This window comes from Halomonas sp. GXIMD04776, from assembly GCF_049808615.1.
GTDB lineage: Bacteria > Pseudomonadota > Gammaproteobacteria > Pseudomonadales > Halomonadaceae > Modicisalibacter.
Window position 1 is genome coordinate 72,297 of the sequence record NZ_JBNCAN010000019.1, and the last position, 20,632, is coordinate 92,928.

General features: G+C 59.4%; 18 protein-coding genes. 11 read left to right on the forward strand and 7 right to left on the reverse strand.

Going from position 1 to position 20,632, the window contains the following annotated elements; genetic code table 11:
* Nucleotides 1-11 precede the first annotated feature (11 nt).
* From ACPF7Z_RS13615 to ACPF7Z_RS13630, 4 genes are read left to right on the forward strand one after another with little or no spacing between them, the layout of a single operon-like run.
* Nucleotides 12-674 (forward strand): response regulator transcription factor, encoded by a 663-nt coding sequence (locus tag ACPF7Z_RS13615; RefSeq protein ID WP_425193789.1) that lies wholly within the window; start codon nt 12-14, stop codon nt 672-674.
* Nucleotides 671-2,068: a sensor histidine kinase gene (locus ACPF7Z_RS13620; protein ID WP_425193790.1), complete on the forward strand. Its 1,398-nt coding sequence runs from the start codon at nt 671-673 to the stop codon at nt 2,066-2,068. The genes ACPF7Z_RS13615 and ACPF7Z_RS13620 overlap by 4 nt, the downstream gene beginning before the upstream one ends.
* Nucleotides 2,065-3,180 (forward strand): ABC transporter substrate-binding protein, encoded by a 1,116-nt coding sequence (locus ACPF7Z_RS13625; RefSeq protein ID WP_425193791.1) that lies wholly within the window; start codon nt 2,065-2,067, stop codon nt 3,178-3,180. Before ACPF7Z_RS13620 ends, ACPF7Z_RS13625 begins: the two co-directional genes overlap by 4 nt.
* On the forward strand, nt 3,177-3,944 hold the full coding sequence (locus ACPF7Z_RS13630) for a TlyA family RNA methyltransferase (RefSeq protein WP_425193792.1): 768 nt from the start codon (nt 3,177-3,179) through the stop codon (nt 3,942-3,944). Before ACPF7Z_RS13625 ends, ACPF7Z_RS13630 begins: the two co-directional genes overlap by 4 nt.
* A 5-nt stretch (nt 3,945-3,949) precedes the next feature.
* Here ACPF7Z_RS13630 and mscK read toward each other — a convergent pair whose 3' ends face one another.
* Complete coding sequence (gene mscK / locus ACPF7Z_RS13635) at nt 3,950-7,261, reverse strand: mechanosensitive channel MscK (protein ID WP_425193793.1); 3,312 nt, start codon at nt 7,259-7,261, stop codon at nt 3,950-3,952.
* A gap of 157 nt (nt 7,262-7,418) precedes the next feature.
* Between mscK and ACPF7Z_RS13640 the strand changes: the two genes are divergently transcribed.
* From ACPF7Z_RS13640 to ACPF7Z_RS13655, 4 genes are read left to right on the forward strand one after another with little or no spacing between them, the layout of a single operon-like run.
* Nucleotides 7,419-8,366 carry a phospholipase A gene (locus ACPF7Z_RS13640; RefSeq protein WP_425193794.1) on the forward strand — a complete coding sequence of 316 codons (948 nt, stop codon included), beginning with the start codon at nt 7,419-7,421 and terminating at the stop codon, nt 8,364-8,366.
* A gap of 59 nt (nt 8,367-8,425) precedes the next feature.
* Nucleotides 8,426-8,767: a DUF883 family protein gene (locus ACPF7Z_RS13645; RefSeq protein WP_425193795.1), complete on the forward strand. Its 342-nt coding sequence runs from the start codon at nt 8,426-8,428 to the stop codon at nt 8,765-8,767.
* Complete coding sequence (locus ACPF7Z_RS13650; protein WP_425193796.1) at nt 8,767-9,162, forward strand: phage holin family protein; 396 nt, start codon at nt 8,767-8,769, stop codon at nt 9,160-9,162. The genes ACPF7Z_RS13645 and ACPF7Z_RS13650 overlap by 1 nt, the downstream gene beginning before the upstream one ends.
* Complete coding sequence (locus tag ACPF7Z_RS13655; protein WP_425193797.1) at nt 9,149-9,448, forward strand: YqjK-like family protein; 300 nt, start codon at nt 9,149-9,151, stop codon at nt 9,446-9,448. Before ACPF7Z_RS13650 ends, ACPF7Z_RS13655 begins: the two co-directional genes overlap by 14 nt.
* 106 nt (nt 9,449-9,554) lie before the next feature.
* On the opposite strand, the gene ACPF7Z_RS13660 is transcribed toward ACPF7Z_RS13655, so the two are convergent.
* Nucleotides 9,555-10,736 (reverse strand): NAD(P)/FAD-dependent oxidoreductase, encoded by a 1,182-nt coding sequence (locus ACPF7Z_RS13660; RefSeq protein ID WP_425193798.1) that lies wholly within the window; start codon nt 10,734-10,736, stop codon nt 9,555-9,557.
* 110 nt (nt 10,737-10,846) lie between these two features.
* On the opposite strand from ACPF7Z_RS13660, the gene ACPF7Z_RS13665 reads away from it, so the two are divergent.
* Entirely contained in the window at nt 10,847-11,266 is a 420-nt protein-coding gene (locus tag ACPF7Z_RS13665; RefSeq protein WP_425193799.1) for an STAS/SEC14 domain-containing protein, read from the forward strand.
* Nucleotides 11,267-11,297: 31 nt separating this feature from the next.
* On the opposite strand, the gene ACPF7Z_RS13670 is transcribed toward ACPF7Z_RS13665, so the two are convergent.
* The 5 genes from ACPF7Z_RS13670 to ACPF7Z_RS13690 all read right to left on the reverse strand — a co-directional run bounded on the left by ACPF7Z_RS13670 (nt 11,298) and on the right by ACPF7Z_RS13690 (nt 18,399).
* The gene (locus ACPF7Z_RS13670; protein ID WP_425193800.1) at nt 11,298-14,042 is read right to left on the reverse strand and encodes a cation-transporting P-type ATPase; all 2,745 of its coding nucleotides are present in this window, start codon (nt 14,040-14,042) and stop codon (nt 11,298-11,300) included.
* A gap of 270 nt (nt 14,043-14,312) precedes the next feature.
* Complete coding sequence (locus ACPF7Z_RS13675; protein ID WP_425193801.1) at nt 14,313-14,882, reverse strand: histidine phosphatase family protein; 570 nt, start codon at nt 14,880-14,882, stop codon at nt 14,313-14,315.
* An 84-nt stretch (nt 14,883-14,966) separates the two neighbouring features.
* Nucleotides 14,967-16,139, reverse strand: a complete 1,173-nt coding sequence (locus ACPF7Z_RS13680; RefSeq protein ID WP_425193802.1) for an extracellular solute-binding protein — start codon at nt 16,137-16,139, stop codon at nt 14,967-14,969.
* On the reverse strand, nt 16,129-17,853 hold the full coding sequence (locus tag ACPF7Z_RS13685) for a chloride channel protein (RefSeq protein WP_425193803.1): 1,725 nt from the start codon (nt 17,851-17,853) through the stop codon (nt 16,129-16,131). The genes ACPF7Z_RS13680 and ACPF7Z_RS13685 overlap by 11 nt, the downstream gene beginning before the upstream one ends.
* Nucleotides 17,854-18,117: 264 nt before the next feature.
* Nucleotides 18,118-18,399 (reverse strand): hypothetical protein, encoded by a 282-nt coding sequence (locus tag ACPF7Z_RS13690; protein WP_425193804.1) that lies wholly within the window; start codon nt 18,397-18,399, stop codon nt 18,118-18,120.
* A 467-nt stretch (nt 18,400-18,866) separates the two neighbouring features.
* Here ACPF7Z_RS13690 and ACPF7Z_RS13695 point away from each other — a divergent pair, with 467 nt between their 5' ends.
* Nucleotides 18,867-20,063: a tyrosine-type recombinase/integrase gene (locus tag ACPF7Z_RS13695; RefSeq protein WP_425193805.1), complete on the forward strand. Its 1,197-nt coding sequence runs from the start codon at nt 18,867-18,869 to the stop codon at nt 20,061-20,063.
* A gap of 76 nt (nt 20,064-20,139) precedes the next feature.
* Nucleotides 20,140-20,487, forward strand: a complete 348-nt coding sequence (locus ACPF7Z_RS13700; RefSeq protein ID WP_425193806.1) for a hypothetical protein — start codon at nt 20,140-20,142, stop codon at nt 20,485-20,487.
* Nucleotides 20,488-20,632 lie beyond the last annotated feature (145 nt).

A 20,632-nucleotide genomic window follows, 5' to 3' on the forward strand; every position in this document is an offset into this window, starting at 1 on the left:
ACGAGACCGCCATGAATCTACTCTTGATCGAAGACGATGCGCTGCTCGCCGAGACACTTGCCGATGTATTGCGGCTCGAAGGCCACCGAGTCACGACCCTCGGCGATGGCAGCGAGGCGCATCAGCGACTATCCGTCCCCAATCACGGTAATGACTTGATCCTGCTCGACCTCAACCTGCCGAGTTGCAGTGGCCTGGAGGTGCTGGCGGCTCTACGCCAGCACGACACGAAAACGCCGGTATTGATTCTCACCGCGCGTGGCGCCATCGAGGATCGCGTGCAGGGGCTCGACCTGGGCGCCGACGATTATCTTGCCAAGCCTTTCGCCCTGGATGAACTGGAAGCTCGGGTACGTGCGCTGTTGCGTCGACAGGCGCGCGATGCCACCTTGCAGATAGGCACACTGAACTTCGACAGTCTCGCCCAGCGCTTCACGCTTCGAGGTGAATATCTCAGTCTTCCGCCCCGAGAGCAGCGCTTGCTGGCCTGCCTGATGCGTCACGCCGGCGAGCCGGTAGACAAGGCTCGTCTGGCTCTTGAGGCCTTCGCCGGCGAATCTCTGGGCGACAACGCCATAGAGGTCTACGTGCATCGTCTACGCCGACGTCTGAGCGACAGCGATGTCACCTTATATACCGTGCGCGGCCTGGGCTATCAGTTGGTGTCGCCGTGACGGCTCGAGACAGTCTCTACCGGCGTCTTCTGGCCTGGTTGCTATTGCCTCTGCTGGGTCTGGCGGCATTGATTTTGTGGCAGGCCTATCTGGGCGCCCGGGACACTGCCGACCGCGCCTTCGATCGATTGCTCGAGGCGGCTTCGCTGGCCATCGCCGAACAGGTCAAATGGCAAAACGATCGCCTCTGGCTCGACCTGCCGCCGGCGGCCCTGGAAATGCTCGCCACGGATGCCGAGGAGCGGGTGTTCTATGCCCTCTATGCCGCCGAGGACGAGTTCGTGACCGGAAACGCCCATCTCCCTACCTTGGTCAACCAGGGAAGTGATGACGATCCTCTACGCTTTGCAGATGTGGACTGGCAGGATCAGGCACTGCGCCTGGGCATCCGCGAAGCCCGGCTCGAGGACTGGGATCAGCGTGAACGTTTCGAGGTGAGGGTCGCTCATACTCGTGAAGGCCGCGAAAGGCTGGCCTCCTCTCTGTTTCAGGGGAGCCTTGCCCGCATCGCCTTGTTGGCCCTACTGGCCACCGGCGTCCTGGTACTCGCCCTTCGTTTTGCCCTGGCGCCGCTCACCCGCCTGCGCCGCGCCATTCGTGCCCGGGACCCACGCACTCTGGCGCCTCTGGAGCTGTCGTTACCGCGAGAACTCGCGGAACTGCGCGAGGCACTCAACGAACTGCTATCACGCATGCGCCGCGTGCGTGCCAACCAGGAACGCTTCATTGGCGATGCGTCCCATCAGTTGCGCACTCCCTTGGCAGGCTTATCGGTGCGGGCCGAAATGGCCCTGCGCCAGAACGACCCGGCGGTGTGGCGAGATTCCCTGCAGGCGATGCAGGCCACCAGCAGCAGTGCCGCACGCCTGGCAGTACAACTATTATCGCTGACTCGCCTCAACAATCCCGAGGCCACCCCGGAACTCAAACCGCTGGATCTGAATCAGGTTGCGCTCAAGGCAACGCGCAACGCACTCCCGGCCTGTCACCGGGCAGGCATCGACCTTGGCGTCGAAGTGCCGGAAAATGCCGTGATCGTTTCGGGAATCGATTGGCAACTGGAAGAGGCCCTGAGCAATCTCATCGACAACGCTCGACGTTATGGCCGCCAGGATGAAGGACAGCACCAGAATAAACCACGCATCACCGTTCGAGTGCAGGCCAAGCCGCCGACTCTCGAAGTCGAGGACGACGGACCCGGGATCCCGTCCCACCTACGCCTGAGGGTGCTGCGCCCTTTCTTCCGTGGTCAGCAATCCGGCGAGGGGTCCGGCCTGGGCCTGGCCATCGTCGATGGTATCGCCCGCAGCCACGGCGCGTGCTTGAGTCTCGAAGAGGCCGGTTCAGGTCATGGACTAAAGGCGATCCTACGCTTCCCCGAGGCCCATTCATGAATATTCGATGCCGTGTAGTGCTGTTATGGGTGGGACTATGGCTGCTGTCGGGCGTCAGCGAGGCGCAAATACTGCACTACCCAGCTCAGCCAGAACGAACCGACGCGCCACGCCTGCTGATTCATGGTGCCCTGGACCCACCGCTGATCGCGCCGGTGCTGGAGGACTTCCATCGCCGTCAGCCACACATCGACCTGACCTATCGCAATCTCACCACCCTCGAGATCCATCGCGCCTTTCTGGCCGACGAAGGTGAAAAAAATGCCGACGTGGTAATGTCCTCGGCCATGCCCTGGCAGTACCAACTGGCCAATCACGGCTATGCCCGAGCCCTGGACGACAAGGCGGCCCGGGAGTGGCCCAGGTGGGCACGCTGGCGGCGCGAGTTGTTTGGCATCACCTTCGAACCTGTGGTGATCGTTTATCGCAGGGAGCTGGTTGAGCATTTCGGCAAGGTGGCCAATCACGGTGATCTGCTTCGACTGCTCGAAGATGAACGCGACGCTCTACGAGGGCGTGTGGTGACCTACGATCCAGCCCAGAGCGGCGCCGGTTATACCTATGCCGTCGAGGAGGCTCGTCTATCGCCACGCTACTGGGAACTGGTCACCGCCCTTGGCGGCGTGCGAGCCGACCTGGTGGGCACCACCGGTGAGATGCTGAAAGGATTGGCGTCAGGGCGTTATCTCATCGGCTACAACCTGCTCGGCAGCTACGCCCAGGACTTCACCCGAACGCATCCTGAACTGGAAATCGTTGTGCCGAACGACTACGCGCTGATCATGCAACGGCTGGTGTTCCTGTCACGCTCGGCGAACAATCCCGCGGCAGGACAGCGTTTTATCGGCTATCTACTCAGCGAGACGGGACAAGGCGTGATTGGCCAGAATACGCCCCTGGGAACCGTGCACCCGGCCTTCGAAGGCCCGGGCAGTGCCGTGGCGCTACGCGAGCGCCTGGGCGAGGCGCTGCGGCCAATCCGACTCGGGCCTGGTTTATTGGCGACGCTCGATCATCTCAAGCGCGAAGCGCTGCTGGACCGATGGGAGCGGGAATTTCAACGCGCTAAGGTGGGCCGCGATCCCCATGCCTACACGAGAGAGCAGCCATGATGCGCCTTGATCAACTACTCGTCGCCCGGGGCCTGGCACGTTCGCGCACCCGAGCCCAGCGATTGATCCGCAATGGTCGGGTGGCGCTGGAAAGCGCCCCCGACAAGGTGCTGACGAAGCCCGGCGAAAAGATCCCCGAAGACACGCGGTTGACACTCGCCGAAGACGACGAAGAGCGCTATGTCTCCCGCGCCGGCCTCAAGCTGGAAGCCCTGCTCGCTGCTGTGAAGTTGCGCTTGGATGGCAGAAACGTACTGGATGTCGGCCAGTCTACTGGCGGATTTACCGACTGTGCCCTCCGTCATGGCGCCGCCCATGTCATCGGTGTCGAGGTCGGCCAGGATCAACTCGCTCCCGAACTACGCCATGATCCCCGCGTGACGTGCCTCGAAGGCCTCAATGCCAGGGGCATGTCCAACGAACCACGCCTTCGAGCGGCCATCGAGCAACATGCGCCTCTCGGGATAGCAGTGGCGGTCATGGATGTTTCCTTCATTTCCCAGACGCTGATCCTGCCGGAGTTGGGCCGGATGCTAAACCGTGGCGCCGAGCTGCTCTCCCTGGTCAAACCGCAGTTCGAAGTCGGCCCGGGCCGGGTCGATAACCGAGGCATCGTCCGGAACAGCGCCTGTTACGCAGAGGTCGAACGGCGCATCCGCGCCTGCTGCGCCGAGCACGGTTTCGAGATACTCAGCTGGCGCGACAGCCCGATTCTCGGCGGCGACGGCAATCGTGAATTCCTGCTGCATGCACGGCGCCCGTAGTCCTCTCATTCACCCAACGTCTTGTCCTGGGTCTGGGAAATGACGTTCTTCGCCCGCCCTTCCGCATCGTGCAGCCAGACATCCATCTGGTTGAAGGCAACCCGAATGTCGTTGTCACGAAACAGCGTATCGAGCCGCCGATTGATCTCGTCCGCGGCGAACAGCCGATCGAGCAGATCGTTGACGAAGATGCGCAATTCGAAGTTGAAGGCCGTCGAGCCGTAGCTGGTGCACAGCACCTGAGGCTCCGGGTCCTTGAGCACTCGGGAATTCTCGGCAGCCGCCTCGGCCAGCAACCGATGCACCTTGTCCAGGTCCGAGCCGTGGGCCACGCCATAATTGAGAATCACGCGGGTGACGTTGTCCGACAGCGACCAGTTGATCAGCTGGTCGGTGACGAAGGTCTTGTTGGGAATGATGATTTCCTTGCGATCGAAGTCCGTCATCGTAGTCGCCCGGATGCGGATGCGACTGATCGTTCCGTGCAGATTGCCCAGGGTAATGGTGTCACCGATGCGTATCGGCCGCTCGAAGAGGATGATCAGTCCCGAGATGAAGTTGGCAAATATTTCCTGAAGGCCGAAACCGAGCCCCACACCCAAGGCGGCCACTAGCCACTGCAGTTTGCTCCAGGAAACCCCGAGCGTGCCCAAGGCTGCCACGATCCCGACGCCAACGATGGTATAGGAGAGCAGCGACGAAATCGCATAGGCACTGCCCTGCTTGAGAGACAGCCGCGACAGCACCATGACCTCGAGCAACCCGGGCAAGTTACGTGCCATGACGAATGTCAGCATCACGGTGACCAGTGCCGTGAGCAGGTCAGCGACGGTAATGGGCGTTTCGCTCAGGCTTTCGCCCACGCCCTGGGTAATCGACCAGATGCCGACATTGTCGAGATAGGCCAGCACCGCCAGCAGATCCGACCACAGGATGTACAGCACCAGGGAAAAGCCGAGAAACAGAATCAGCTTGGAAAGGCGCAGGGACTGCTGATTGACCTGCTCGAGATCCAGGGGCGGTTCTTCGACGACCTCGAGCCCGCCCTCGGCGCCCTCCTGCACCTGGGCACGACGACGCGCCACGGCGCGTCGATAGGCCAGGCGCCTCGCCGCCACGGCCAGACCTCGGACCACCGAGGCCTCGACCAGAATCCACAGGCCGAAGATGTACAGGCTGCCGACGAACCGATTGACCAGCTGCAAGGCGGTGTACTCATAGCCCAGCACGATCAGCCCGGCGAGCACCAGCGTGGTGCCGGACAATGCCAACCCCAGGACCAATCGAAATAGCTTGACGCCGAAATAAGGCGTATGGGCCAGGATGAGGCGCGCCAACAGCACGCTCATGGCAATCAGGCCCGCCAGCATCAGCAACAGAAAGAGTGGCCGCTCGGTGAGCGTAGGACCGTCACCCTGCGCCAGAGAGCTGATCAAGAGCACGGGGATGAGCGCGATACCCAACCACCATAGCAAACGCCGCAAACGCGTCGCGTAAGCCGCCGGCCAATGAAAATGACGCACCGACACACCATCGGATACCAGCAGGCGACGTGCCAGCGCCACGGCACCCCAGGCCATCGAGAGTTGCAGCAGCGCTTCACCCCAGGCGACAACGACGCCGATTCCGCCAAGTTTCATAGCGATGCCGACGCCAGCCAGGGCCAGCGGTCCAGGAGCCGCGATCAAGGCATTGAGTATGATTGCCCAAGGGGTATGCATCTGGGTATCGCGCTTGAGCCGGCCTACCTGTTCGTGGAGCGTCAGCAAACGTGCCTTGATCCGCCGGCGCCGTAGCAACAGCCCCAGGGCCGACAGTAATAAGGGAAGCGACCAAAGCGCTACCGGTTCCGGGACTCGCCAGAAGTGATTCAACTTTTGTCGCCAGCCCTCACCGCTCACTTGAGCCATCAGCGATTGCGGCAATTGGCGGAGCCAGGCCAAATCGAGGGGGTGACGACTTGCCACCCAGAAGAGCTGCTCCTCGATGGTCAAGCGCAACGAGGCACTGATTTCGAGCAGCTGTTGCTGATTGAGTTGCAGATCGATGGCGGTGGTCAACAACTCCCCATATTCCCGCTCAAGCTGATCGACCAATTCGACTCGTCCCTGGTACAGCTTCGTCAGTGTCGCGATCACCTGGGATGACATTTCTGTCCCGGTTTTATCGACTTGCTCTTTCGCAAGCCGTTCGGCGTCGCGTAGAGCCTCACGTTGACGATTCAATTCAAATTGCTTGAGGCGAATGTCCGCGATCTGTTCCTGAATACCCTTGACCGCATCGACCTGCGGCAGAGAGCTACGCTGCTCGCGTAGGATACGCGACAGCAATTGGCTGCCGCGCACCGCTTCGATCTGCTGTTTGAGAGTCCGTTGTACCTGCCGTACCCGATCGAGTTGAGTGCGTACCTTGATGGCTTCGCGCTTTAGAACGTTGTAGCGATCGATCACCTGCAACAGCTCGAGACTCATCTGGCGATTGCGTGACCGCGCCTCGACCACGGCGGTATTGTCATCGGCAACGGACGGCTCGGTCCCCGATGTCTGGCCCAGCGTATCCACGAGCTGATCCCGTCGCTTCTGATCGAGGATGGCCTGCATCAAGGTAAGACGATCCTCGACCTGGTCGATCTCGCGGACCAGGACTTCACGACGCCGACTGGCCAGTTCAAGCAGACGGGTATTGACGGCCAGTTGGCGGCGTTTGAGCGCCAGTTCACTTTCCGCCAGTGCCAATTCGCTGCGTGACAACCACGCCTTGGATGAATCCTCGGCGCCCCCAAAGTCATCGAGCATGAGGCGTTTTTCCTCGATCTTTTCGAGAGCGGCAGAAATTGTGGCCTGGGCGCGCTCGGGTAATGTCTGGGCGGCAATCAAGCGCGAGTTGGTCTTGGCCAGATCATCCTGTAGTGACTGCAATCGATTGAGCGTATCAGCTACCCGTGTTTCCAACTCGGATATACCGAGCGGCTTGAATGTGTCGGCACTCGGCGCGGTGCTCTCCGATGTCTCCCGTAATGCTCGCTCCAGGCGCTGCATCTCCTCGGGGGCACGGCTGATCTGCTGCTCGAGCTCGTTGCGCTCCTGGCGGGTCGCTTCTATCTCATCCAAGGCATCGAGGATGGCACGCAGAGTCTCGATCTCTTCCTGCTGACTGCTATCCGGCTGCTCCAACGCCGTCAGGGTTTCCAGGTTCTGGGCGACGACATCCCGCTCGGGCGGCGCCTCCTGCCCCCAGGCAGGGCCCCATATCAGCAGCAATACCACCAGCACACTTGCCATCAAACTGAACCCAACCCTTCTGTGTGGCGCTGCCATTATTAATCCTCATTTCCAGCGCGATCGTATCGCACTCAAATTAGTGACGAATTGTGCGATTGCCCGAGGGCGTTGGCAATTACTCACGCAAAGCGTTTGACTTGGCAGAAAAGCGTGGTAGAAACGGACGCTTGGTGCCTCACACAGGACGCTGATAATGGCTTTGCCCACCCCGCTGCGTGTGATTACGCGGTTGCTTATTTGTTCACTGCTGGGCGTTGTCGCCCACGCCAACGCTCAATCAACCACCCAAGAAAATACTTCCCCAAAGACAGAAGATACCGTTGCCAGCACGCTGGAACAGGCGCAGGCACGGCGCGAACTGGAGCGCAACTCGGAACAGAACCCGTTGGCGATTACCGTCTATCGACGCAACTATTTATTGCCCTGGACCTACAACACCAGTCCTAATCAAAATGATTTTGACTCGATCAGCAGCAATGGCGATGCGGACAAGACAGAAGTAAAGTTTCAAATCAGTCTCAAGGTGAATGTGCTGAACAATTTGTTCGACGACAATGGCGATCTTTACTTCGCCTATACCCAGCGCAGCTGGTGGCAGGCCTATAACTCCAAGGCGTCCTCCCCGTTTCGCGAAACCAATCATGAGCCTGAAGTATTCGTCAGTTTCGACAATTACTTTCCGTGGTTTGGCTGGGTAAATACCGAGAATCGCATCGGCTTCGCCCACCAATCCAACGGCCAATCTCAGCCCTTGTCGCGTAGCTGGAATCGCCTGTATGCCGATCTTCTTTTTCAACGCGGCGATTGGGCCGTCAGTGTGGCACCCCACTGGCGAATTCCCGAAGATAAAGAAGACGACGACAACCCCGATCTGGAGAATTACATCGGGTACGGCGATATCACGCTGGTACACACCTTCGGCGATCAGGAAGTATCGCTGATGGTCAGGGGAAATCCCGGCAAACACCATTATGGCGCTCGACTTGACTACACCTTTCCACTGATCGGCAAGGTGCGCGGGCATGTGCAGTATTATGACGGCTACGGTGAAAGCCTCGTCGATTATGATGAGGATGTACAACGCTTCGGTCTGGGCTTCAGTCTCAACACCTACCTGGCGGGCATTCCAGGCAATGATTGATAACCAAGGTCATGTTGCTATGATAGTACCGTCATTCACTTTTCAAGGAAGACCGTAAGATGGCTATGTTTCCTGTAGGAAAGCACGATCGCGACGCCAGCACCGAGCAATTGAAAGAGGATCTGCGACACCTTTCTCAAACCGTTGAAGAGCTGGTCAGTGCAACTGCCGATGACTCACGCAATAACATCAAGGAATTACGCAATCGTGCCGAGAAGCGTCTGCGCGATACTCGCACACGTCTCGAAGCACGAGGCGAGAAGGCTTATCACGATGCGCGTGATGGCGTGATCGATGGCGCCGACATGGTCGATCATTATGTGCATCAGAACCCCTGGACCAGTATCGGTATCGGTACAGCAGTCGGTGTCGTGATCGGCATGATCGTCGGAAGGCGCTAATGTCCAGCGGCCAGGGACCGGCGGAACGCGTGATCCAGGCAGGACGGCGCATGCTGAACAGCCTGATCGCCACCGGCGAGACGCGATTGCGTCTCGCCGTGCTGGAGCTGGAGCTGGAGCGCGACCGTCTGCTAACGATAATGATGCTTGCAGGGGCCAGTTTGATCCTGTTCGCTTTCGGTATCGGTATGCTTCTGCTGATGCTGATCGTGGCCTACTGGGAAGAGCATCGCGTTCTGGCTATTGGCCTGAGTGGCGGTGTTCTATTGTTGATATCCGCTTTACTGGCATTGGGCGCCAAGCGTATCGCCAAACAGCGCAAGCTGATGGAATCGACCCTGAGCAATCTTTCCCAGGATCGGCATTATCTGGAGTCCTCGCGTGAATCATCGTGATCGCCTGCAACGCCGGGAAGAGCTCGAGACTCAAATCCTTCAACAGCGTATCGACATGGCCATGGCGCTACGCGATTGGCGTGAAGCCACTGCGCCTATCGATCGTGGTTGGCAGCGGCTGACACAATGGCGCACCGCCTTTTATGCGTTGGGCGGGCTGGCCGCAATACGCGGTATTCGCAAGCCCCGCTCTACCGGCAAGCTGATGGGCAAGCTGCTCACCGGCATGATGCTCATCAACCGCGGCCGTGTTGCCTATCGCATTTTGCGCAATCGGCGCGCCTGATTTCCCACAGCGAACGAGGGCACTGCTGCTCATGACCGAGCCCCAGTGCCCTATGCCGTGCGACTTCGTCATGTGCTTGGCGAGCGGATCGATGATTCCGCCATGTTCAGAGTGCCAGTCCGCAAGCCACGCCGGATGCCCAGGCCCATTGAAAGTTGTAGCCTCCTAATTCGCCGGTGACATCGAGCACTTCGCCGATAAAGCGCAACTGCGGCAATTCCTTTACCTCGAAGGTCTTCGACGACAAGGCCGCGGTGTCGACGCCCCCCATGGTCACCTCGGCGGTGCGCCAGCCTTCTGTGCCGGCGGGCTTGAGCCGCCAGCGACTGAGTCGCTCGCCCCAGGCTTTCAGGCTGGCATTGGATTGCTCGGCAAGCACGCCGTCATTGCCATACCACTCGATCAAGGCCTGAGCTAAACGTTTGGGAAAATGCTCGCCGAGCCAGGTCGAGAGCCGTCGCTTGGGTGTCGCGTTGCGAGCGGCCAACAACGCCTCGAAAGCATCGATATTCGGCAATAGATCCATCAGCAAGTCATCGCCGGGCTGCCAATGACTGGAGATCTGCAGCATCGCCGGACCGGAGAGTCCGCGATGGGTAAACAGCAGCGGCTCACGGTAGCGCCCTCCACGACACTCGACTGCCACATCACAGGACACTCCCGAGAGTGCGGCGGCACGCTCCTTCCAGTGCGAGGTCAAGGTGAACGGGACCAGCGCGGCACGGGTCTCGGTCACGGCCAGACCGAACTGGCGGGCAATGTCGTAGCCGAAACCCGATGCCCCCAGGGTCGGAATCGACAGCCCGCCACTGGCAATGACCACCGCACCGGTATCGATGCGCCCGGCCGTGGTGGTCAAGCGCATTCCTTCCCCCTGGCGCTCGATACGCTCGACCGTCGTTTTGAGACGAATCTCCGCCCCCGCCCAATCGCACTCGGTGAGCAGCATATCGAGTATCGGTTTTGCCGAATCGGCGCAGAAGAGCTGGCCCGGTGCCTTCTCTACCGGATCGATGCCGTGGCGCTCGACCAGTTCGACAAAATGCTCCGGGCGATACCGATTGAGCGCCGAGATGCAAAAATGTGGATTAGTCGAGAAGAAATTGTCTGGACGCGTATCGAGATTGGTGAAGTTGCAGCGCCCGCCACCGGACATGAGGATCTTCTTGCCGGGTTTGTTGGCGTGATCGATTACCAGCACCCGTCGCCCGGCATAACCGGCCGTCAAGGCGCACATCAATCCGGCGGCGCCGGCACCGATTACCACGACATCGGGATTGAGGGTCATACCAGGCATGCTCCAGCCATCACTTCGCGAGCGGGCATTCTAACAGGCCTATCCCGCCTGACGTGTGCCTTCTGCTATGCTCAGAACATGACATTTAAGGAGCCTACATCATGCTCGAACTGATTACCGCACCAGCGCCTCATGTCATTGCCATGCGCGTTTCCGGCTGCATCACCGCCGATGAACTGCAGCACGGGATCGACGCCATCGAGCAGGCCAAGCAAACTCACGACAAGATCAGCCTGTATACCGAAGTCGATAACCTGCGCTGGATGACCGGCACCGCCCTGGTGCGGGATATCGGCTATGGACTGACGCAATTCGGCCGTCTCCATCATTTTCATCGTGCGGCGGTCGTTGCGGATCAGCAATGGCTGCGCACCATTGCCACTGTCGAAAACCAGTTGTTCAAGTCGCTCGAGATACGACCGTTTACACCTGCGGAGAGAGAGACCGCAATGAAATGGGTATGCGAGCTGCCGAATAAAGGCACATCCCAGGAAGAGAACGCCCCGGGACAGACCGGCTAGGTCGCGCCGAGGCTATTCCCTTTCAGCCCTCTCAATTCGCTATTTCTCCGGCTCCTCTGATCGAGCTGCCTTTGGATGCTTCACGACGAATGCGAATCGATTTCTCGACGCCGATGATCAGATAGATCGCCAGCCCGACCAGAACAATATAGAACCAATCGAGCAGACCGATCGGCGCGGTATGGAACAGGGTATTCATCAAGGGTAAATAGGTGAATAGCAGCTGCGCCGCCATCATCGCGGCAATGCCGACCCAGATCCAAGGGTTGCTCATGAGTCCAAGACGGAACATGGATAGCCGCAGCGAACGACAATTGAGCAGATAGAAGGACTGGCCTACGGCAAAGACGTTGACGGCGATGGTGCGCGCCTCGGCTTCACTCGCTCCCTGGAACAGGGCCAATTCGAACAGTCCAAAACTCCCTATCAATAGCAACAATCCCACGAACACGATGCGAAAGATCATCTCGCTGCTGAGAATGGGCGCGCCCGGAGTACGCGGTGGCCGTGACATGATACCCGGCTCCCGAGGCTCGAAGGCCAGCGTCAGCCCCAACAGAATGGCAGTGGTCATGTTGATCCACAAGGCCTGCAGGGGCAGCACCGGCAAGGGCTGGGACGCCACGATCGCGGCGATGATGACCAGCCCCTGGCCCGCGTTAGTAGGCAATATCCAAGTGATGAACTTGATCAGGTTGTCGAAGACGCCGCGACCCTCTTCCACGGCTGCCTGGATGGTGGCGAAGTTGTCGTCGGTGAGCACCATATCCGCGGCTTCTTTCGATACTTCCGTCCCGGTGATGCCCATGGCCACACCAATATTGGCGCGACGCAGCGCCGGAGCGTCGTTGACGCCATCGCCGGTCATGGCCGCGACTTCACCCCGCGCCTGTAGCGCTTCTACCAAGCGCAGTTTCTGCTCTGGGGTTACCCGGGCAAATACCGCCGTATCGCCGACCTCATTGTTCAACGTTTCATCGGACATGGATTCGAGTTCGCGGCCGGTCAGCACCTTTGGCGTCGTCCCCTTCGCAATCGTCTGATCCAGTCCGATCTCGCCGGCGATGGTCGCTGCAGTCAGGGCGTGGTCGCCGGTAATCATCTTGACTCTGATGCCCGCCGCCTGACAGGAGCGCACAGCCTGCACCGCCTCTTCCCGAGGGGGATCGATCATGCCCTGCAAACCAAGAAAGGTCAGCCCCTGGGCCAGATCTTCATGCTCGATACCGCTCTTGTCGGCGGCAGCATCCCGACAGGCAAAGGCCAGTACGCGCTGACCCTGGCTGGCGATTGCCTTCACCTGCGCTTCGACGGCATCGACATTCAATGGCTTGCGCGTACCGTCCGCGTTCATGATCTGGTCGCATCGGGCCAGGATGCTTTCAGCGGACCCTTTCATGTAGATCGACGGCTTCTCGCCGCCATGCAAGGTCGCCATGTATTGATGCTGGGATTCGAAGGGAATGGTGTCCAGACGTGGGTATGCCTCGAGCGCCTGAGCACTATCCACCCCGGCCTTGCGGGCCGCGACTAGTAGCGCCCCTTCGGTAGGGTCGCCTTGAATCCGCCAACCCTCTTCGTCCTGTTTCAGCAGCGAGTCGTTGCACAGCCAACCCGCGCGCAGCAATTCATCCAGGGCCTTGTTGTCCTGGACCAGCACAGGCTTTTCCGATTGACAGACATCACCCTCCGGCGCATAGCCAATACCACTGACCTCGTAGTCTTCACCCCCTGCCCATAGCTTTTGCACCGTCATCTCGTTGCGCGTCAGGGTTCCGGTCTTGTCCGAACAGATGACCGTGGTGCTACCCAGGGTTTCCACCGCTGGCAAGCGCCGAATGATGGCTCTGCGTTTGGCCATACGCGCCACGCCCAGCGCCAGGGTGATGGTCAGCACCGCTGGCAACCCTTCCGGAATCATCGCCACGGACAGGGCCACCGCCGCCATGAACAGGTCGATCCATGGATCGCCATGCCACAGACCAATCAGGAAGGTAATGGCCGCCAAGCCCAGAATGGCGTAGAGCAATAGCTTGCTGAAGTGTGCGATCTTGCGGGTCAGGGGTGTCGCCAGCACCTCGGCGCTGGCGATGAGCTCGGAGATGCGCCCGATCTCGGTGTGATCGCCAATGCTCGTCACCACACCCATTCCGGTGCCATAGGTCACCAAGGACGACGAATAGGCCATATTGACCCGATCCGCCAAGGACGTATCCGTCTCGAGCTCACCAATGTGTTTTTCGACGGGCACCGACTCACCGGTCAGCGCCGACTCATCGATCTGCAGGCTGCGACTCTGAAGCAGCCGCAGGTCCGCGGGCACCTTGTCTCCGGAGGCCAGAAGCACCACGTCACCCGGCACCAGCGATCGGGCATCGATACGCTGTTTTTCACCATCCCGCAGTACCGTGGTCTCCGTCACCATGGCGCGGGAAAGTGCATCGAGCGCGTTCAGCGCCTTGCTTTCCTGCAAGAAACCAATGATTGAGTTGAGCAGCACCACCCCGAAGATGACGCTGGCGTCTACCCAGGCGCCCAGGAGCAACTTGATGATGACGGCTGCGAGAAGGATATAGACCAGTGCTTGATTGAACTGCAGAAGGAATCGTATCAGTGGCCCCTGCCCTTTGCGCTGGGTGAGCGCGTTGGGGCCATATTGCTGCTGTCGGCTGTCTACGGTGTCGCTGGCGAGTCCTGTATGCGGATCTGTGTCGAGTTGGCTCACGACGTCATCGTGAGTGAGATGATGCCAGTGTTCTTCCTGTAACGAACTCATCGGTTATCGTCCTTATTTTGCGTAAGATAGAAATCTAATCGCTGAAATTTGGCGTACCTTCGATGACGGTCTTCGATGACGATCCCTGTTCGTTTTTGTCTATGAGGCAACCTTATTAGATAACGGTATAAATTAGCGGTTTTCTCCTGTGGAAGGCGAACGTGCGAGATGACACTCGCAATAGCTCGGCTTTCGTCAAAGCAGCATAGGTGCTATAAATAACATGACATAAAAGACGCTAATTTGTTAGCGCCTTTCACGAATAAAATTTCAGGGCGCTATACGGCCCAGCACGGATAGGGAGCTTTCGGAGGGTCGAACCACGACGATTTCTCCGGAACGAGGAAAGATGCCGGTTAAAGCGGTGACGTTGACTTGATGGGTAACCAGTACCGTTGTCTTGTCTTCTGCCTGCTCGGCAAGTAGTTGCCGAATCGCCTCGCTTTGCCGGGGCTCGCGCTCGCGTCGGGTGAAAAAGGAGTTCAATGCGGGGGTGGGAATCACCTCGCCCAGGTCGAGTAGACGCGCGGTTTCCAGGCAGCGGCACCACTGGCTGGAATGGACGTTTGCCATGGTAATGCCCTGCTCGCGAAACCGCTCGCCGATGGCGCGCGCCTGGGCCCTTCCCTGTGCCGAAAGATTACGCTGGGTCGAGCACTCATCGAGTCGGAAGTTAGCGGGATCGCCGGTGCCGGGAGCAATGGCATGACGCATCAGCGCCACGTGGCTGCCGTCTGCCAATAACGCCCATAAGGCTTGCTCGTCCATCTCGTTCTGGGCGTTCGCAAATGAGTGCGTGGCAAGAAGCATGTAAAGACAGAGTGTCAGGACCTTGCTCATGATTCACCTCGGGCTGCGGTCGTTAAATTGACGATGAGATCCGATCATTCGGTCATCCACTCCTTCCGAGAGCCGGGTATCCATTCAAGGAGACTCGGACGCCTTGTCGTCAAGCAACGCATCCTCGAAATATTGGGTGACCCGGCGCAGCGTGCTGGCGTACCAGCGCTCGTCTAACGTCACGGCGTTTTCGTCGTTGAGCGGATGGGTGGGCAGGTACAGGCGCATGTCGACGCCGCTGTCGTAGTGGGTGCGAATCAGCGCAACGGCGGACTGTCGTGACGGACCATAAGGAATATAGCGGGTCAGCTCAGCCTGACGCTCGGCGCTGGTGGCGAAACGGATGAAGGCCCGCGCGGCGTCGGGATGACGGACGCCGCGCGGTATGACCCAGGTTTCATGCTCCTGTACCTGACCGTCCCATAGAATGCCGATGCTGGCATTGCGCGTCACCATGGCCTCGAAGAAGCGTCCGTTGTAGCCGGACGCCATGACCACGTCGCCGTCCATCAGCATGCGCGGCGGCGCATCGCCGGCCTCCCACCAGCGCAGATCTTTCAGCGAAGAGAGCCGTCGCAGGGCCAGTGACAGTCCCCGTGGAGTACTCAACAACTCGTAGAGCTCCTCCCGGGGCACGCCATAGGAGAGCAGTGCCCACTCCAGATTGGCCGAGGGAGTCCGCTGCAGGGCACGAGGCCCGGGGAAACGCTCTTGATCGAATAAATCCTTGATGCGGATGGGACGCTGTCCGGGGAAAGCGTCGATGCGATAGGCCACTACCGTGGCGAAGATCGAGTGGGTGACATAGCACTCTCCCAATGCCTCCTCGATGAAGTCTCGCTGCGGCGACGTGCCGTTCGGTGCCGGCGCGAGCCAGTCGTGGGACATCCTGACCAACAGACCCTCGTTACAGGCGGTCAGGGCGGAACGACGAGTCATGTCGATCACGTCCCAGGGAACGTGGCCTTCGGCCACGGCCTTACGCAATGCTGCCAGACTCCCATCGTAACGCTTCACGTTGACCGCGATGCCGGTTGCCTCGCTGAAAGGAGTGAACAGTGCGCGCTGCTGCGCGTGTTCATAGGCCCCACCCCAGCTCAGCACGGTCAGGCTCGCTCCGGTGGACTCTTCGTCCGCCAGCGCCAGCGGTATCAAGGCTAGGACCGAGGCCAGTACCGTCGATGCCACCACCAGGGCAAACACTCCGGCGGCACGGCAGAGTCGCCCTCGCCTGCTGCTGATTCGTTCAGCCTGCACCGTGTTCCTCCCGGTTCAGTTCATCGCTATGGCGCAGATAGACCTGGGCGATTCGCGTTTCGAAGACCACCCCCAGAAAACGATTATCGTCATCCACCACCGCAATGGCCTCCCCCGATACATGCTGCATGTAGCGCACGGCGGTCCACAAAGATGCATCCGGCCCCAGCACCGGGCGCGGAGCTCGCGGGCAGTTGCCGATCACGTCTGGTGAATCGCCGCGCTCACGCATGGCCTCGAGATCGACCAGGGTGACGCTGCAGCAATAGCGCCCCTCGACGTCGACCAGATGGGCTTCGCCGTGGCCGGCCTGGGTCAACGCAGAAACAGCCTGAGCGACGCGGGTATCGGGCACGAGAGTGACGCAATCATTGCTGATCAGATCTGCTAGTCGAGTGTCGCTCAGCATCGCCTGGCTACGCCCGACGGAAAGATCGAGACCGCGGCGGGCCAGTTGGATATCGAAGAGCGAACGACCAAAAAGCTGGGCCGCAATCGGACAAGCAAGGGTCACGCTGGCCAGCGCCGCGGTCATCAGTGCATAGCTCCCCGTCAGCTCGAACACGATCAGCAGCGTGGTCAGCGGGGCCCCGATGACAGGCGCCGTCACGGCGACCATGCCGCAGATGGCATAGAACACGAAGGTATCCGTGGTTCCCGTGAGCGACGCCACCAGCGTGCCGGCCAGTGCTCCAAATAGTGTCCCGATGACCAGTGCCGGGCTGAATACCCCACCGCCGAACCCCATGCCCAGACACAACGCCGTGGCGGCTAGCTTGAGTGACATCACGATCAGAAGTTCAGGACTGGAAAAGGCGCCCGCGATGGTGGCAAAGCGCAGGGTTTCCCGGCCCATGCCGAGGATGTCCGGCACCCACAGCGCCGCCACACCGAGCATGGCGCCGGCCAGTGCCGGGCGCAGTGAGTCAGGCAGCGGTAGGCGAGCCGATTGCACGCCAACCGCCAGGATGGCCCGCATGTAGGCACCGGCCAGCAGTGCACCAAGGCCACCGATGACCAGAAACACGGCGAATTCCCATGATCGCGGCAGCGCTGTGTCCGCAACATGGAAGAGCGCGCCCTGGTCCAACACGTTGATGGCGATGACATGGCCGATGAGTGACGCCGCAGCCACCGGCGCGAAGGCCCGCAGAGCGTAGTGCCGAAGTACGACCTCATGGGCAAAGACAATGCCGGCCAGTGGCGCATTGAAGGCGGTCGCGATGGCTGCCGCAACACCACAGGCGATGGTGATGCTGTCTTCGGAACGCCCCAGCCGCAGCCAACGTGCGCCCCCAGAGCCGAGACTGGCACCCAGATGAACCAAGGGACCGTACTGCCCTACCGAGGCGCCACTGCCCAGCGACAGCAGCGCACTGAGCGCCGACACCACGCCTGCACGGGCAGGCAGTCGGCCACGCCGAGTCTGAACCGCCGCGATCACATCCGCGGGGCCGTGAGAACGCGGCTCGGGTAGCAACCGGTGCAACTGGCCCACCAGCAGCCCTCCTGCAACCGGCACCGCCAGCGTCGTGGCGACAAGCCACTGCGGATGCTCGAACATCATGCGAGCCCGGGGAGACATCAGCAGCAGATCATTGAGCCAGAAAACCGCCGCGACAAAATTCACCGCCGCGAGAGCGGAGATACCGCCCACCAGTCCCCCCAACGTTACAAGGCCCAGAAAGCGAATCACACCCTGCAGGGTAGCCAATCGAGACGCCTGCGGCTGCGAAGACTGCCCCGCCCTGTTCCCGTCTGCCACTCTACTTCTCCGACAGATAACCTCTATCAGGTGTAGGCGTCCTACTGGCGGAGAGCAAGCATGTTAGTGATGGGGCCGCCCGCTGATCTTGACGTGACGGAGAGTAAGACACCCCTTACTCAACCTTCTTAGGCGATTCAAGGCCAAAGGGGGTCACTTTTCAGTCGGCGTTGACAGCTAGCGATGGTGGTGTCGTCACAGGCTGCCGCGCCATCAATCCGAATCCTGCCTGTAGGATGGCGCATCAGCTAACTCATCGGGCGCATCGTCACCGACCAGCGCGGGCTTTCCATCCTGCCAGATGACTGCGTATTGGCCGAAGCGCCGCTTGCGCTCCAGCGTTTCTGCTAAGGCAGATCGCAGGCGTTCCAGCATCTCTTGGGTATCAGGTGCGAGTTGAGTCATGATTGTGCCTCTATGGGCAAGAGCATCAAAAAGCGACGCGTTGAGAATCTGACGATCAGCGCCACGCTGTTCGAAGATAGGTTTTGGCACGCTCCCATCATTCATGAAGCAGCGTGCACGGCTGACGAGTGGCTGGTCGAAACCGAAAAATAACAAGCATATTAAATCAGCGGCTCATATAAATTCTGTAATGGTAATTGATATTACCGTCTCACCTCACGAGGCCGTTTGTGGCGCTCAACCCCCCGAGCGCCTCGGTGCGAACCGTAGGTTTCTCATCGACCTCCCCCTTCGTCGCGTCTTTATCCAGGCATGAAAAAACCGGCCATGGAGCCGGTTGATTCGATATTCGTGGCGGAGGGGGAGTCCGCATACATCGCATCCAACAACCTCCAAAAGAATACAACAAAACTCTGATTATGCTGCATTAATCCCTTCTTCCCGTCCAGGAACGTCCAATTCTGTCACGTTGAAACCAGCCCATGAGTGTGGGTCAAAGTGTGGGTCATGTTGTGGTAGGCTGCTTTGTATCACGCAGCAGGGCAAGGAGGCAGCGCATGGGCAAGCTCACCAGCAAGGCGATTCAGAAGCTCGCAAAGGAAGGCAAGAAAGGCATGACCGGCGATGGCCAGGGGCTATACCTGCAGATCACCGCCGGAGGGTCGGTCAGCTGGATATATCGATTCAAGCTACAGGGCAAGCAGCGCTACATGGGGCTCGGCAGCTATCCGGACGTCAGCCTGGCTTTGGCACGTGAGCGTGCTGGGGATCACCGCAAACTGGTCAAGAACGGCCAAGACCCCATGGAAGTCAGCGTCGAGCAGGAGCAACCAGGCGAGACGACGCCCACCTTCACCAGCTGTGCCGCGCGCTACATCAAATCTCATCGCCGCAGCTGGCGGAACGCCAAGCACGCGCGGCAGTGGGTCAGCACGCTCAAGGCTTATGCCCGCCCGGTGATCGGTTCCATGCCGGTCGATGAGGTCACCACCCAGGACGTCCTGAAGATCCTGTCGCCGATCTGGTCCAGCAAGACCGAGACGGCCAAGCGTGTGCAAGGCCGTATTGAGAACGTTCTCGACTACGCCGCAGCGCACAGCTACCGGGACCCCGTAAATCCTGCCCGCTGGCGAGGTCACCTCGACAAACTGCTGGCCAAGCCTGCAAGGGTCAAGAAAGTGACCCACCATCCCGCCATGCCCTACGACGATGTCGCTGGCTTCATGGCCGAGCTTCAGGGCTGTACCAGCATCTCCTCCAAGGCACTGCAGTTCCTGATCTTCACAGCTACACGCACTTCAGAGGTCCTGCGAGCTGATTGGGTGGAGATTGACCTCGACAATGAAACCTGGACGATCCCAGCTGACCGGATGAAGGCACGCCGCGAACACCGTGTGCCATTGTCACGGCAAGCAGTGGAGCTGTTGGCCCAGCTGCCGAAGGTACAGGGCAATACACACGTATTCCCCGGCGCTCGCTATGGTCGCCCTCTATCCAACATGGCCATGCTGCAGCTGATGCGCGGCATGGGATATGGCGTCGGTGGCGAGCGTGGCGACTACGTACCCCACGGCTTCCGTTCGAGCTTTCGCGACTGGACGGGCGAAGTCACCAGTTATCCCCGCGACGTCGCGGAGATGGCTCTTGCTCACACCATCGAGAATAAGGTAGAGGCAGCCTACCGGCGCGGCGACCTGTTCGAGAAGCGGCGAGCGATGATGCAGGAGTGGGCCGATTTCATCTATGATTTTTGAGCGCTAGGGTTGAAAATCAAGGCCTCACCCCTCAAATCATCCATTTCGAGTGGAAATAGTTGCTCAAAGGAGCAGCATGCTACAAGTCGAAACGGAGACTCAAATGTCAATTTATGATTCGATGATCGAGCTCAGGGATACCAGCATCAAATCTAAACAGCATGCTGAAGAGTTTTTAAATCGCCATCCCATAGAAAAACAGAAAGCGCTGCTTTCCATCGTGCTTCTCGGACGCGCTCATTTAGACCATCAAAAACTGAGAGATGACGTCCCAATTAGCACAGAAATGGTTGCTCAAGTACCACTAGAGGAGTATCCCGACAAGATCTACGCAATCAGAAACAGCGTCGAAAAATACATAAATCAAATAATGTTTTGCGCACACAACTCAAACTTCAACCTAGACAACATAGAGATTACTTAACCTCTCCTGGACAACAACCCAGAAGACTAACCTAGGGTTGTTGTCTATCACCCAATCCAAACTAAGAGAATTTACCAAAAGCTTTATCACCAATAAACAAAAACTCTCAAAAAGTCATACACCAAACCCCAAATGGCTACAAAGA